This window comes from Absiella sp. AM09-50 (assembly GCF_003433845.1).
GTDB lineage: Bacteria > Bacillota_I > Bacilli_A > Erysipelotrichales > Erysipelotrichaceae > Hoskinsella > Hoskinsella hominis.
This window is the reverse complement of record NZ_QVFI01000049.1, coordinates 1-13,891: the sequence shown is the minus strand read 5'-3', so window position 1 is coordinate 13,891 and position 13,891 is coordinate 1. Positions and strand designations below refer to the sequence as shown.

15 protein-coding genes and 1 pseudogene are annotated in these 13,891 nt (G+C 34.8%); 3 read left to right on the top strand and 13 right to left on the bottom strand.

The features are described from left to right. The 5 genes and pseudogenes from DW114_RS20520 to DW114_RS20505 all read right to left on the bottom strand — a co-directional run. Positions 1–739 (bottom strand): annotated as a pseudogene (locus DW114_RS20520) (hypothetical protein); the annotation flags it as partial. Positions 740–892: 153 nt separating this feature from the next. Beyond that, positions 893–1,054 carry a hypothetical protein gene (locus tag DW114_RS21385; protein WP_158552370.1) on the bottom strand — a complete coding sequence of 54 codons (162 nt, stop codon included), beginning with the start codon at positions 1,052–1,054 and terminating at the stop codon, positions 893–895. Between the two features lie 197 nt (positions 1,055–1,251). Then, the gene (locus DW114_RS20515; RefSeq protein WP_117456181.1) at positions 1,252–1,992 is read right to left on the bottom strand and encodes a copper homeostasis protein CutC; all 741 of its coding nucleotides are present in this window, start codon (positions 1,990–1,992) and stop codon (positions 1,252–1,254) included. Between the two features lie 11 nt (positions 1,993–2,003). Continuing rightward, positions 2,004–3,110, bottom strand: coding sequence for a Sapep family Mn(2+)-dependent dipeptidase (locus DW114_RS20510; RefSeq protein WP_117456179.1), 1,107 nt, complete (start codon positions 3,108–3,110; stop codon positions 2,004–2,006). Continuing rightward, entirely contained in the window at positions 3,110–4,069 is a 960-nt protein-coding gene (locus DW114_RS20505) for a N(4)-(beta-N-acetylglucosaminyl)-L-asparaginase (protein ID WP_117456177.1), read from the bottom strand. The genes DW114_RS20510 and DW114_RS20505 overlap by 1 nt, the downstream gene beginning before the upstream one ends. Positions 4,070–4,241: 172 nt before the next feature. Between DW114_RS20505 and DW114_RS20500 the strand changes: the two genes are divergently transcribed. Continuing rightward, a complete protein-coding gene (locus tag DW114_RS20500) occupies positions 4,242–4,991 on the top strand; it encodes an RNA polymerase sigma factor (RefSeq protein WP_117456175.1) in 750 nt (249 codons plus the stop codon). Positions 4,992–5,052: 61 nt separating this feature from the next. Continuing rightward, entirely contained in the window at positions 5,053–5,265 is a 213-nt protein-coding gene (locus DW114_RS20495; protein WP_233509626.1) for a DUF3795 domain-containing protein, read from the top strand. A 113-nt stretch (positions 5,266–5,378) separates the two neighbouring features. On the opposite strand, the gene DW114_RS20490 is transcribed toward DW114_RS20495, so the two are convergent. From DW114_RS20490 to DW114_RS20460, 8 genes are read right to left on the bottom strand one after another with little or no spacing between them, the layout of a single operon-like run. Beyond that, positions 5,379–6,560, bottom strand: a complete 1,182-nt coding sequence (locus DW114_RS20490) for a MalY/PatB family protein (RefSeq protein WP_117456173.1) — start codon at positions 6,558–6,560, stop codon at positions 5,379–5,381. 1 nt (position 6,561) lies between these two features. Continuing rightward, complete coding sequence (locus tag DW114_RS20485) at positions 6,562–7,632, bottom strand: aminopeptidase P family protein (RefSeq protein ID WP_117456171.1); 1,071 nt, start codon at positions 7,630–7,632, stop codon at positions 6,562–6,564. 56 nt (positions 7,633–7,688) lie between these two features. Then, a complete protein-coding gene (locus DW114_RS20480) occupies positions 7,689–8,609 on the bottom strand; it encodes a PTS sugar transporter subunit IIC (RefSeq protein ID WP_233509627.1) in 921 nt (306 codons plus the stop codon). 9 nt (positions 8,610–8,618) lie between these two features. After that, positions 8,619–9,050 carry a hypothetical protein gene (locus DW114_RS21890; RefSeq protein ID WP_233509628.1) on the bottom strand — a complete coding sequence of 144 codons (432 nt, stop codon included), beginning with the start codon at positions 9,048–9,050 and terminating at the stop codon, positions 8,619–8,621. Positions 9,051–9,079: 29 nt separating this feature from the next. Then, the gene (locus DW114_RS20475; protein WP_117456169.1) at positions 9,080–9,421 is read right to left on the bottom strand and encodes a PTS sugar transporter subunit IIB; all 342 of its coding nucleotides are present in this window, start codon (positions 9,419–9,421) and stop codon (positions 9,080–9,082) included. Position 9,422: 1 nt separating this feature from the next. Beyond that, the gene (locus DW114_RS20470) at positions 9,423–9,746 is read right to left on the bottom strand and encodes a PTS lactose/cellobiose transporter subunit IIA (RefSeq protein ID WP_117456167.1); all 324 of its coding nucleotides are present in this window, start codon (positions 9,744–9,746) and stop codon (positions 9,423–9,425) included. 1 nt (position 9,747) lies between these two features. Further along, positions 9,748–10,800: an aminopeptidase gene (gene ypdE, locus DW114_RS20465; RefSeq protein ID WP_117456165.1), complete on the bottom strand. Its 1,053-nt coding sequence runs from the start codon at positions 10,798–10,800 to the stop codon at positions 9,748–9,750. Then, on the bottom strand, positions 10,800–12,683 hold the full coding sequence (locus tag DW114_RS20460; protein ID WP_158552371.1) for a BglG family transcription antiterminator: 1,884 nt from the start codon (positions 12,681–12,683) through the stop codon (positions 10,800–10,802). Before DW114_RS20460 ends, ypdE begins: the two co-directional genes overlap by 1 nt. A 180-nt stretch (positions 12,684–12,863) precedes the next feature. Here DW114_RS20460 and DW114_RS20455 point away from each other — a divergent pair, with 180 nt between their 5' ends. After that, positions 12,864–13,817, top strand: a complete 954-nt coding sequence (locus tag DW114_RS20455; protein WP_117456161.1) for an L-lactate dehydrogenase — start codon at positions 12,864–12,866, stop codon at positions 13,815–13,817. Positions 13,818–13,891: the final 74 nt, after the last annotated feature.

Genomic DNA, 13,891 nt, shown 5'->3' with positions numbered 1-13,891 from the left:
CTTCATAATTGTACTCATTTCCTGGATACATCATGATTACTTCCATCAGATCATAATCTTCTACCTGATTGTGCCATTCATTTTTTAAACATTCTTCTTTGATATGATATACATTGATCACATCATTTTTTTCTTTTGTATGCTTTGGACATATCCATATCGAATATACTTTTTGTAGATCATTAAATTCTGATGACGCAAAACCGTCTTCTGCATTTTTCTGTCTTGATATCAGTCTGCTTGCATAATAGATCCCTCTTGTGACTAAAGGATATCCTGGTGTTTCATCTTTTTGTATCTCAAAATTGATAAAGATGCCCACACTTTCTTTTTTTCCTTTTTTTGTCGGCAGCGTTGCTTTAAACAATATATCATATCTTACACAGGCGCCTATGACGGATTGATCTTCTACATTCATTCCAACGATTTGATCATGATCATTGATGGTCATATTAATCCTTGGATCATTTTCTATGCTGTTAATGATTTCTTCTATCGTCAGATCCTTACATTCCTTCATTGCGAACTTCATAATGTTTGCTAAGATCTGCTTATTGCTCATGATCATTTTACATAAGTGATCATAGGCATCCGTATTCTTATCAAACATTTTTAAACTTTCATACAATACCATATTGTTTTTTACGTTTTTTAATGCGATTTCTAAAATACTTGGACTTAACTTTCTTTTTTTTAGGATTTTCTTTTCCTTATGGGTTGTTTTTTCGATTATGCTCATTTGCATACCTCCTTGTCTTTAAGTAGTTACCATTATACACAAAAGATAAGGGTTTGTTATAAAAAGCATAAATTCTTATATTTTTTTCTGAAATCTTAAAATAAATCATTACTTTTCGCAAAAAAAAGATAGTCATTCACTATCTTTCCTTGTCTAGTTTTCTGTTTTACATTTACCTGCGTCATCTTTTTGTAAATCCATTTTTAGTAACGTACCAGGTTTTGGATAACTTCGATAATCATTTTTCCCACTTTTCACAATGATTCTTTCATTTGAATTTTTCTTATTACTATCCTTCTTTTTAAACAAACTCATAATTCCCTCTCGATTTACTCCTTTCAACAGTTTTTAGCTGTATACTTTCTCCTTTTTTATATATCTAAAGCGACTCTTTTATTATACCTTAAAAGAATATAGAATGGTATTTTAAAGACAAAATTTCAGCCTTTTTTCATAAGAAAACAGCATGGCTATCGCACATTTTAGCTCATGCTGTTTATTTAAATATGTATTTATATACTGCTTACTAATTTTTCTACCAGTTCTTTACTAACGACATCATAATCATCAGCGTGTTCACCTTCTGCATAGGAGTAGCTTACATCCCCTAATGAAGTAGTTGAATCATGTAACCAGTCTTTACAAGAAGAGTGTACTTGATAAATGCCTGTATAATCCATCATTTCTTTTGCATTACCTGCATTCATTCCACTTCCTGCTAATAATTCAATTTTATCACCATATTTTTCCTGTAGTTCTTTGATTAAATCCTTACCCTGCATTGCTTTAGGTTTTAAACCACTGGTCAATACACGATCTACGCCTAATGCAATCAATGTTTCCATTGCTTTATAAGGATCGCTTGTACAGTCAAATGCACGATGGAAAACAACTTCTCCTCCTGCTTTTTTGATAATATCAATAATTTTCTTTGTCTGTTCTATATGGATGTTTCCCGCTTCATCCAGACAACCAAATGCAATACCATCTGCACCGTTTTCCAGCATGACTTCTGTATCCATAACCATAGCTGCAAAGTCTTCTTCGTTGTAACAGAAGCCTGCACCACGTGGTCTTACCATTGTGATGACTTTAACATCTGTATTTTCTTTTGTTAAACGTAAAGCTGCCACACTTGGTGTTAACCCGCCTAAGTGTAAAGCACTGTTTAATTCTACTCTTTTTGCGCCGCCTTTATATGCCTGTAATGCATCATAATAGCTTCCGCAACAGATTTCTATCATTCTTTCCATAATTTACCTCGCTATTTTGCCAGTTTATAGATACCTAAAGCATAGATTTTGGCATTTGTCATCAAATCTTCGATATCCATCCATTCATTTGGATTATGTCCAATTCCCTTTTGTCCAGGGAAGCTTGGACCGAATGGTACGATATTTGGCATCATTTTTGCGTAAGTTCCACCAGTGGTTGTCACTGGTGTACCATCCATACCGGTTACTTCTTCATAAGCATCTTGTAAACATTTTACCATGAAGCAGTCTTTTTCAAAATGTACCGGATTCATATTGCTTGTTAAGCTTACTTCCAGATTTCCTGCTTTGCTTTGTATCTGCGTAATAATTTCATCGATTGTCACAACACCTGGATAGCTTAATGTCACATCAAAACACACTTTATTTTCTTCCTTATGCAACTTGTATCCACGCATCTGCATAACACCAAATTCTTTATCTTCATAATTGATGCCCAAACGATCTCCATTATCTTTACTCTGTAAGAAATATGTATTCACAAAGTCAAAGAATTCTTTCATTTGTGTATCATCTGTAGAGATCATAACGGTTGCACGACCTCTTTCTCCATACACGACAGGATATTTACAGTCTGGTGTCCATCCCATAACAGGAGGTTTTTCTTTACTTAAATAATATTCCAGATCTTTAAATCCTGTTTCTTCATCTGTACCAAACAGAATTCGTACAGGTTTTGATAATTTGATTTGTAATTGTTTAATTGCATATAATGCATATAAACAGCTCATGACAGGGCCTTTATTATCGAGGATTCCTCTTGAGAAAATGCGGCCGTTCTCATCTACGTATCCGCTGAAAGGTGGCTGTTTCCAACCATCCCCGACTGGTACAACATCTAAATGTCCAATGATTCCTACATAGTCTTCCCCTTCACCATATTGTGCATATCCCATGTAGCCATCGATATTCTTTGTTTCAAATCCTAATGTATCCGCAATCGATAGTGCCATGTCTAAAGCTGCAGCCACGCCTTCTCCAAATGGCTTGCCGGGTAATGCTTCACTTTCCACACTATCAATACGAACAACTTTCAGGATATCTTCAATCATAGAATCACGATTAGATTCTACCTGAGCAATAATCTTTTGTTCCATTATTTTTCCACCAATGGTGCAGTACGTGTAGCCATATAGTTGTCCATCCATTCTTTGCTAGCTACTTCAAAGTGGTTCTTTCCGTTTTCATCACGAGTTACAAGATAAACTGTTGGCGCTTCTTTTTCTGTCGCAACAACAAATGAGAATCCCTCAATGTTTGTTGCACATCCCCATTCACCTTTATTGTTCATAGCAATTAATGATAAGTCACCAGCTTTTCCACGACGACGAATCAATTCTTTGTCTAATTTGTTTACAGCTGTTTCACAAGCTTCTTGTGGATGCATTCCTTCGCCCATTAAACGAACGATTTCATAAGAAATACAGCCTTTCATTAAGTCTTCTCCAAGACCTGTTGCACTTGCACCACCGATTTCACTATCTACATAGAAACCTGAACCACTGATTGGAGAGTCACCAACTCTACCTTTTTTCTTCATGAATAAACCACTTGTACTTGTTGCAGCAGTCATATGTACATTGCTATCTAATGCAACCATACCAACTGTATCATGTCCACTATATGGTTTTAATTCCAATTCTTGTACTTCTTTTACACGGTTTTTATAGTGGATTTTTGCACGGTCAGTTAACATATTTTTACGTTCAAAGCCTTCTTTGTGTGCAAATTTTTCAGCACCTTCTCCAACTAACAGATTGTTTACTTTTTCTTTACTTAAACGACGTGCAATACTGATTGGATTAGCAAAATCCTTTACAGCAGCAACTGCACCTAAATCAAATGTTGTTCCATCCATATAAGCAGCATCCAATTCAACTTCCATTTCTTCATTTGGAAGTCCACCATATCCTACTGATTTATAGAATGGAAAGTCCTCTACCTCTTTAATTGCTGTTTCAATAGCATCACCTGCATCACCATTTTCTTTCAGCAAGTCACATCCTTTTGTAACTCCTTCTAAAGCCATTCTCCAAGTTGCGATCATACCCCACATAGTAAATACCTACCTTTCTTTTATACAGGACATATTCCTGCCTTTACTTACATTGTTATTATAACGCATTTTTCTATGCACCTGTTGAAAAGCATTTCCTAGTCTTAGGAAATGAAGGATAATGATTGTAATATTTATGATCAGCTGATACACTAAAGCTAAGAGGTGTTTTATGGAAATAGAAAAAATCATACAAGAAAATCAAGCTTATCTGTATCGCTATGCAATGTATTTATCTGCGCATCCTGATATTGCGAAGGACCTTGTTCAACAAACATGGCTACAGGTGATGAAGCATCAGGATCAATTGGTTGATGTGACCTATCTACATGCCTATTTGAAAAAAATCTGTATCAATGAATATCGTATGATGATGCGTAAAGAAAAGCCAATGGAATCTATTGAGGAACTAGAGGCAGATGGCATATATTTTCATGAGGAAGAAATTGATGGCGTCATGGAAGTTAGTGTATCTAAAGAAATAGAGAACCTTCGTAATGGATGTTTTTTGAGTATGGTAAGGAAATTAACCTTATTACAGCGCATGGCTTTTTCTTTATCGGATATGTTTGGCTGTACAATTGAAGAAACAGCATTATTAATGGATATAAGTGAGTCTGCGGTAAAAGGTTTACGCTATCGTGCCAGAATGAATTTATCTTCTTTTTTTGCGAATCATTGTATGTTTATGAAAGAAGAAAACCCTTGTCATTGTCAGGCATGGATTGATTTTGCGCAAAAGCGTTTAAAACTACAGCATCAGTTAAAGATGTCCTTCTCTGCTCAGGAATTTCGAGAAAAGGATCACTCCTATCAAAAAGATATTCATGAAAAACTTTTGGCTTATTATCGTCAAATGCCGGTACAATATCCTGAAGATTCCTGGTATACAAATTTGATAGATTTTGTAAAAAACAAATAATTTACTAACTACCCGCATCTTTTTAGCTTCTCAATCATCTAAGTATTGAGGAGGTGAGCATATGTTTTCATCAAGATGTGGCGTTCGTTGTGATTTATGTGAACGTAAAGAAGCTGTACATTGTCGAGGATGTATCCATATGGACAAGCCATTTTGGGGCGGTGTTTGTGAAGTGAAATCCTGTGTTGAATCTAAACATCTTGATCATTGTGGTCAATGTGATGTATTTCCATGCCCGTTTATTGTCAAACATGGGTGTAAAAGAAGGCTTTGATCCAAGAATCAAGATTGCACAATGTCGTGTATGGCGTAATGAAGAATTGAAGTAACAAAAAAAGGAAGAAAACTTTTGGCTCAATAAAAAATGTTTCTTCCTTTTTTAGTACCTTATTTGAAAAATGTTTTTAATGTTTCTTCCATACGATGTAAAGCTTCTGTAAGAATGGCTCTTTGTGTTCCTACATTTAAACGTACCCATCCTTCTCCATCTGCCACAAAATAACTTCCTACGACCATAGTAAGATTGCTGGCAACAAAGAATTCCTTCATTTCTTTTTCGTCTTTGAATACTTCGCGCATATTAATCCACGCTAGAAAGCTTGAATCTGCCTTCATTACTTTTGCTTTTGGCATATGCTTTTCAAACCATGCATATAAAACTTCAAAGTTTTCTTCAATATAGTCTGTTAACTGATCTAGCCAATCCTCAGATTCATTATATGCTGCGATAATCGCTGGAACTGCAAATACATGCGGACTGGTAATATAAACGCGCTGTAAATATGTTAATAGTTTTTCTCTAATTTCAGGATTTTTAACAACGATATAACTTGATTTTAATCCTCCTAAATTGAAGCCTTTATTTGGTGATACACATAAAATCGAATGGTCAATAATTTTATCATTTGCTAAGAACAGAGTAGTAAATGGTTTAAATGTGATATCACGATGAATTTCATCGCATACAAGTAAAACATTGTATTTCATGCATAACTGTGCAAGCTGATTTAACTCCTCTTTTTCCCATATACGTCCACTTGGATTTTGTGGAGAACACAAGATAAACAGCTTTACCTTTTCTTCGATAATTTGTTTTTCCATTAATTCAAAATCAAAATAATATCGCATGTTTTCCAGTTTCAAAGGATTTGCAATCAAACGACAACCACCTCGTTCGATAGCTTCCGCAAAAGGATCATAAGCTGGCGTATTGATCATGACACCATCGCCTGGTTCACAGAAACATTGTACAATATAGTGTAATGTTCCACATGTGCCGAATGTCAATTTGATCCATTCTTTTTCAAACTTTGTGCCATATCGTCGTTCATTCCAATTGATAAGCGCATCATAATATTCATCATAAGTATAAGTATATCCATAATCTCCTAAAGCTGCACGATCAATCATTGCTTGTTTAATTGCTGGTGCACATTCAAAATCAAGGTCAGCCAAATCCATAGGGATAGCATCTTCATTGACGTTAAACTTTTCTTTTAAGATTTTATTATCCCATTTTCTACAGTGACTTAATTTACGGTTGATCTGATGATCAAAATCATATTTCATCTTACTTTACCTCCAATTGAATCAGAGTTTTTGGTGTATGATTTAATGCGACGCCAACACCATTTCTAATCAATACATCATCTTCGATTCTTACACCGCCAATACCTGGCACATAAATACCTGGTTCGCATGACATGATCATACCTTCCTCTAAAATCGTTTCACTTCTTTGGTTAAGAACTGGAAGTTCTCCATCTCCCATTCCCATACCATGACCTAAGCCATGCGTGAAATATTCACCATAGCCATGATTTGAAATGATAGATCTTACATAATCATCTACATCTTTCCCACGTATGCCTGCTTTGATAAATTCTACACCTGCACATTGCGCTTCAAATACGATATCATAAATCTTTTTAACTTCTGGATCAGGTGTTCCAATACATACAGTTCGTGTCATATCGGATTGATATCCTTGATATACAATACCAAAATCAATGGTGATAAATTCATGTTCCGCAAATGGTTTATCTGTTGGACGTCCATGTGGCATCGCCCCACGTTGTCCACTAGCCACGATAGTATCAAAAGCCATACCACTAGCACCATTTTTTAGCGCAAGATATTGTAGAAATGCGGATAATTCATATTCTTTCATACCTATATGTATTGTAGAAATAGCTTCCATGAATATCTGATCTGTGATATCACATGCTTTTTGTACAAGTGCAATTTCTTCTTCATCTTTATTTTTACGTGCGATTTCTAATTCATTATCTAATAATACCAAAGGGATACCGCTTTCCTGAAGTTTGATATATTCTTTCGCTAAAATCTGATTAGATTCAATCGCCAATGGTTTCCCATTTATGATTTTTTTCACTGTAGGCAGATATCCATCCCCTTGTGTATATACCATATTTTCAAAACCCTGTGTGGTTTCATTCGCTTCATTGATATAGCGGCCATCCATTAATTGATATATGTTTGTTTTTGTGATTAACACCTGTACTCCACTGCCAGTTAATGCGCCAACATATCGTTTATTCGTTTTGCTTTTGATTAAAATCGCTTCTGCGTTTACATCATTTAATATCTGACGTATATTATTGACTCTGTTTTCTTTCATACCTTTACCTCACTTAATGTAAACACCCTGAAATCAGGGTGCTACATTATTCTTTTTTAGAAGTCTAAGTCCATACCATCCAACAGTTGAGCTTCATCATCTGAGAAGATGGTTTTCTTATTTCCACTTTCTTTTCTAGCAATACGTTCAGCTTCTTCTCTAAGTTCCTGACGTTCCATAATTTTAAAGAATGGCCAGTAAATTAGAATTGCTAATACAAGCTGAATCAGGTTTGCAACAATAGACATATAATCTCCATTTGTTAAGAAACCTTCCAAGAATACCCCAACGTATGGAGGTGTAAAGAATTCTGGTGTGATCCATCCCCAGTGAATCATGAATAATGGAAGTGTACCTACCACTGTACCAGTAAATACAAATGGTATAAACATAATTGGATTCAGAATGATTGGTGCACCAAACAAGATTGGTTCATTGATTCCAAATAAGGATGGGAAGAAAGAAATCTTACCGATTTTCTTATATCGTTCAGATTTTGAGAAGATACACGCTACAACAAGCCCCATGGTAATTCCACAACCAGTAAATCCAAAGAATGCGCTTAATGCTCCTGGTGTATAGAAGTGAGTCATGGTCTGACCTGCTGCATGAGCTGCAATGTTTTCTGCGATAAAGATGGTATAAATTGGTCTTGTGATTGGTGAGAATACACCAGAGTGAATACCAAAGAAGAATACCACACAAATACAGAAGTTTAAGAATAATACAGACCATGGATTATCCATAGAACCAACAAGTGGTGACAATAATTGTGAAATCAGAAGAGGTGGCAATACATCAAAGAATGCTACAGATGCTAATCTGATTCCTAAAAATACTGCCGCAATAATCATTGTAATAGGAATAAATTCAAATGACTTTGATACGAAATCAGGAACACCTTCTGGTAAACGTACTGTTAAATTCTTTTCTTTACAGAAACGATATATTTCTACAGCCAGCAATCCGGTTAACATAGAACAGAATTACCCTTTTGCGCCAAAGTTTCCATATGCTAAATTGCCTTCCACAAATTCAGCAGAGATAACAAAGAATGAGAATGTTGCTAATGCGATACATCCGGGAATATATAATTTATAATGATTTCCCAAGTTATATGCAATACACATAACAACATAAATACTTAACATACCGATTGATAAAGTAACAGGCAGACTTAATAATTCTTCATTACTGGTAATAAAATTTGATACAGGTGATAACCAGCTTAATGCGTTTCCTCCTTTTTCAATCATATTTGGTAAAGCAGGTAGAATAGAGAAGATACTTCCCAGTATTGTGAATGGTGTCAATGCGACCATGGATGACTTAATTGCAGACAAATGTGGTTGCTTATCAACCTTGTGAGCAATCGGCATCAGCCATTTATTCATAAAGGCTTCAAATTTTTTAAACATATATACTTTTCCTTTCTCAAAATTAAATATTATTTATTTGCCATCGCTAATTGATGTTTTTTATATGTTACAAGTGCAAGTTTCATAACGGTAGCACCATCCATCTGACCATATACATCTTTGTCAATGACAACATATGGTTTATTTCTTGGCTCACAGATTGCAGCTATGAAATCGGTTTTATGAGATACCTGTGGCCCAATCATAACAATATCCCAATTATCAATTTCCTGTTCCAATAAATCAGCAGCAATTGCAGTAAATGCAAAGTCTTCCTCTTTTAATTTTGCACTTTCTTTTACTACTTTTTTCATGTTCTGCATTAACATGTTTGTGGAGAATCCTCCAGCACAGCACAATAAGATACGCATTTTATTTTCCTCCTTCTTTTGATTCGAATACTTCGATCAATGTTTCAATTAAATCGCGAGCCAACTGGCTTGTCATATAATGATCCTGTGCATGAACCATTAATAATGTGATTGGTGTTTTATCAGCTTCTGGATCCATTTCCTGCTGGATCAGTTTTGTCTGTTCTTTATGCGCCTCTAAATCCACCTTATATGATTCCGCCAATAATTCTCTGGCTTTATCATATTCTCCAGTCTTTACTGCCTTCAAAGCTTCAAATGCTTTTGCCTTACTATCACCAGCACTTGAGATCAGCGATATAACGCTCATTTCTAAATCTGTCATTTCAATTTCCTCCTAAAAAATTAATAGTTGATTTATATGTTTCATTATCAAAATGCTTGATAATGTCAACAAAGATTTCAATTGCATCTTCTATATCTTGATAATTAGCGATAGAATATGCACAATGTCCATAACGTACTGGTAAACAGCTCACTGCTGTTGGTTTCCCTTCACGAATCTTGTGAACTTCTCCACCATCTGTTCCTCCACCATTAAACATATCTAACTGAAGAGGTTTTCCTAAACGCTTGGCGCTTTCTCTAACTAGCTGGATCATACGGCGATTTGGTGCCAATGTACGATCAAAATTAGTTTGCATCATGCCTTTTCCAATCTGTCGTTTATTAGAGTGATCTCTAACAAACTCATTATTGAAGCATGCAACATCTAGTGGGAATACAACATCAGGATTTACTTTATAGGCTGCTGTTCTTGCACCTCTAATGCCGACTTCTTCACTGCTTGTTCCCACCATCACAACAGTATTTGGATGATCAATATCTTTTAAACGTTTTAATACTTCACCCATGATATAGCATCCTAAACGATCATCAAATGCTTTACCAACAACGATATTCTCTAAATCAAAACTTTCAAATTCTGTTGTATAAGTGACCATATCGCCAACTTCTATACCCAATGCATACACATCTTCAGCACATTGTGCGCCTAAATCAACATACATATTAACTGCTTTTCCATCTTGATATTCACTTTGAATAATACCATGAATTTTTCTGCCAGCTTGTGTTGTGATTCTTACTTTCTGCATCATTTGAGCAAGTGGTTTTACACCACCAACATTCATTAAAATGATTTGTCCCTGAGATGTAATACTTCTAACGATGAATCCAATTTCATCCATATGTGCACACAGCATGATTTTTGGTCCATCAACCTGACCTTTTTTCTCAAAGATAATACTTCCCATACCATCACAATCCACATGATCACAATATGGTTTTAATTCTTCTAACATCACATCTCTAACTTCTTGTTCATTGGATGCAATCCCATCTGCATTCGATAGTTTTGCTAAAAATTCTAAGCTCATCAGTTTCCTCCTTTACTAATATTCAGCCTTCTTATAAAATCTTCATAAGAAGTAGAATTAACTAGTTCATTTACTGTTTTTTCATCCTGCATAATATCTAATAACGTCATGGTAATTTGTTCATGCAGTTTTAAATTTTCTTTTCGCAAGGATACCATAAATACCAAATTTAAGGGTTTTATCGCATCTATTGCTTCACTTTGTACAATAGCAACACTTACCAGATTTTTGGTACCGCACATGTTGATGGGGTGTGGTATTGCTACACCATTCGCATAAATCGTACTCATGAATTGTTCTCTTTGCAAAACGTATTTACAATATCCCTTTTCTGCATAGCCTTCTTCTTCAATCTGGGTCGCCATTTCACTTAATAATGTTTCATAACTTATTGGCTCTTTTACAATACGGAAAGCCTCCTTATGCAAGACAGAAAATAAATCATTTTCTGTTAATTCATTTCTAAGCAAATGATGAATTCTCATCATTTCATCATCATCCATCAACTCATTGATTTTAATAACAGGTACATCTACATCATCCATTAAATCACTAATTGTGAAAATCACATCTGGTTTAAAATTATGTAATTCCTCCATCTCTAGCAATGAAAATGATTGAATAATGCTATCTGCAAACAATGTTTCCAGTTTCAGCTTAATCAAAAATGCACTTCCACCACCTGAAGAACATACGACCGCAATGCGTTTATATAAATGAATCTGTTTTTGTGAAATTCGTTCCATATAAACCGCAAAGTGTGTTGCGATAAAGCCTATTTCATCTTGATGCATCTTCACATGATATTGATCTTCCAATAATTTTGCGAATCGAATGGATATATCCACAGTAACGGGATACTTCACACAAATCGTATCAATCAAAGGATTACGGAAGGTGATATTTTGATGAAGGCGATCTAGCAGCATGATAATATGAGAAGTCAGATTTTTAATAAATTGTTCATCCTCAAAGAAATCCAAATCAAATTCTTCATGCAGCTGCATCAAACATTTTTTCACAAAACTGCTGATATCATCATTTTGATCTTTTTCTTTTATTTGATTACCTTGTGTATGTTGCTTCAGATAAACGGCGAAATCGTCCAACTCTGACGGATATAATTCTATATGATACAAATTTTGTATCTGGCTGGATAATTCCAAAGCAATTTCATAATACAGATCATCCCCATGTTCCCATGCTTCTTCTTCAAATAATTCACGTACATGTGTACAGATCAACACTTTCAAGAAAGTATCCAATAGATGAAGTTCTGTATAATTGGTTGCTAGACCATATTCTTTCAACAGCTTTAACAGCATTTTTTCTACTTCCTGAAATTCCTCGCCTACTGTTTTGTTACAGCGATTTAGAATAAGACGATTGCCTCTTTCATATAACTTTGTTAATAACACTCTTCTATGAAAACTTCTGGCAATAACACGAATTCCATAATGTGCTTTGGAATCTAATACAGCACAATTTTCCTCCAGCACTTTTCTTACTTCTGTCATATCCCTTTTTACGGTAAGCTTTGATATTTGAAATATATCCGCAAGTTCTTCATACGTGATATAATCATTTTCCAACAACAGTACAACTGCAATGTCTTCGATACGATGTTTACTGTCTACATACATATCCTGTTTTACATTATCGTTATAATATTGTTGATACAAAGCCTTGTCATTAATTTTCAGATAATAGCCTTGTCCTCTTTTTAAAAGAATAGAAAACCCATTTCTTTGTCCTTCATAATTCAAGCACTTGATATCATTGATAATCGTTCTTGACGAAACATGAAGAAGAGTCGCAAGGTTATTTGCACTGAAAAATAACTTCTCATCTTGTAAAGCCTCTAGTATTTTGCGTTGCCTCATTTTCTGTATCACTTCCTTGTCTGTCCGCGTTACACCTATCATTTTATACGAATATCAGTAAAAGAAAATATTCAATTTTTCAAACACAACTCGCAATTTTGAATATTTTCTTTCTAAGCACGATTGATTATGATAATTACGGTTATCAGAATAGTATAAAAAAACTAACAGGAGGTATATATGCAGAAAGAAAAAAGAAAGATTGTTTTAGTGGGAACAGGATTTGTTGGAATGAGTTTTGCCTATTCTATGTTGTTATCTGGTGGATGCGACCAACTTGTATTAATTGATGTAAATAAAGAAAAAGCCATAGGCGAAGCTATGGATTTACAACATGGATTGCCTTATGCACAACATAAAATTGATATTAAGGCTGGAGATTATGATGAATGTAAAGATGCCGATATTGTTGTAATTACAGCTGGCGCAACACAAAAGCCTGGAGAAACACGTCTAGATTTGACAATCACAGATACAAAAATTGTAAAGAGTGTTACTGAAAATATTATGTCTAGCGGATTTCAAGGTATTATCGTTGTCGCAAGCAATCCAGTTGATTTAATGACTTACGTTGCGCAAAAAGTGTCTGGACTACCAAAACATCGTGTTATAGGTACGGGTACATTATTAGATACTGCAAGACTTCGTTATATGATGAGTGAGTACCTTGGTATTTCCAGTAAAAATATTCACGCATATATTATGGGAGAACATGGTGATTCCAGCTTCGTACCTTGGACACATGCATATGTTGGTTGTAAAAAACTATTGGCAATATTGGATGAAACCCATCGTGATCTTAATGATTTGCAAAATATATATGTACAAGTGCAGCAAGCTGGTTATGAAATCGTAAATCGTAAAAAATCTACATATTATGGTATTGGTCTTTCTTTAAATCGTTTATGTCAGGCAATACTAAAGGATGAACATGTCATACTCACAATAGCCGCTTATCAAAATGATGAATATGGTCAAAAAGGCCTTTATATAGGGGTACCTGCATTAATATCTGCACATGGTGTAGAAGAAATCGTTACACTTGATTTAAATGAAGTAGATCAACAGAAATTCAACAACAGTTGTGAAACCTTACGTGCTATTATCAAGGATACAATTGATCCATTATTATAAACTAAAAAAGCGTACGAATTGTCAATGCCAATAAGTTAAAGGTATTGACAAAAACAAAAATCAGGAATATAGCT

Bases quoted from the DNA above. Each gene is read 5' to 3' on its own strand.
- DW114_RS20480 (WP_233509627.1), bottom strand. From the start codon at position 8,609: ATGTTAACCGGATTGCTGGCTGTAGAAATATATCGTTTCTGTAAAGAA.
- DW114_RS20485 (WP_117456171.1), bottom strand. From the start codon at position 7,632: ATGAAAGAAAACAGAGTCAATAATATACGTCAGATATTAAATGATGTA.
- ypdE (WP_117456165.1), bottom strand. From the start codon at position 10,800: ATGAGCTTAGAATTTTTAGCAAAACTATCGAATGCAGATGGGATTGCA.
- DW114_RS20495 (WP_233509626.1), top strand. From the start codon at position 5,053: ATGTTTTCATCAAGATGTGGCGTTCGTTGTGATTTATGTGAACGTAAA.
- DW114_RS20515 (WP_117456181.1), bottom strand. From the start codon at position 1,992: ATGGAAAGAATGATAGAAATCTGTTGCGGAAGCTATTATGATGCATTA.
- DW114_RS20500 (WP_117456175.1), top strand. From the start codon at position 4,242: ATGGAAATAGAAAAAATCATACAAGAAAATCAAGCTTATCTGTATCGC.
- DW114_RS20455 (WP_117456161.1), top strand. From the start codon at position 12,864: ATGCAGAAAGAAAAAAGAAAGATTGTTTTAGTGGGAACAGGATTTGTT.
- DW114_RS21385 (WP_158552370.1), bottom strand. From the start codon at position 1,054: ATGAGTTTGTTTAAAAAGAAGGATAGTAATAAGAAAAATTCAAATGAA.
- DW114_RS20470 (WP_117456167.1), bottom strand. From the start codon at position 9,746: ATGACAGATTTAGAAATGAGCGTTATATCGCTGATCTCAAGTGCTGGT.
- DW114_RS20475 (WP_117456169.1), bottom strand. From the start codon at position 9,421: ATGCGTATCTTATTGTGCTGTGCTGGAGGATTCTCCACAAACATGTTA.
- DW114_RS20460 (WP_158552371.1), bottom strand. From the start codon at position 12,683: ATGAGGCAACGCAAAATACTAGAGGCTTTACAAGATGAGAAGTTATTT.
- DW114_RS21890 (WP_233509628.1), bottom strand. From the start codon at position 9,050: ATGTTTAAAAAATTTGAAGCCTTTATGAATAAATGGCTGATGCCGATT.
- DW114_RS20510 (WP_117456179.1), bottom strand. From the start codon at position 3,110: ATGGAACAAAAGATTATTGCTCAGGTAGAATCTAATCGTGATTCTATG.
- DW114_RS20490 (WP_117456173.1), bottom strand. From the start codon at position 6,560: ATGAAATATGATTTTGATCATCAGATCAACCGTAAATTAAGTCACTGT.
- DW114_RS20505 (WP_117456177.1), bottom strand. From the start codon at position 4,069: ATGTGGGGTATGATCGCAACTTGGAGAATGGCTTTAGAAGGAGTTACA.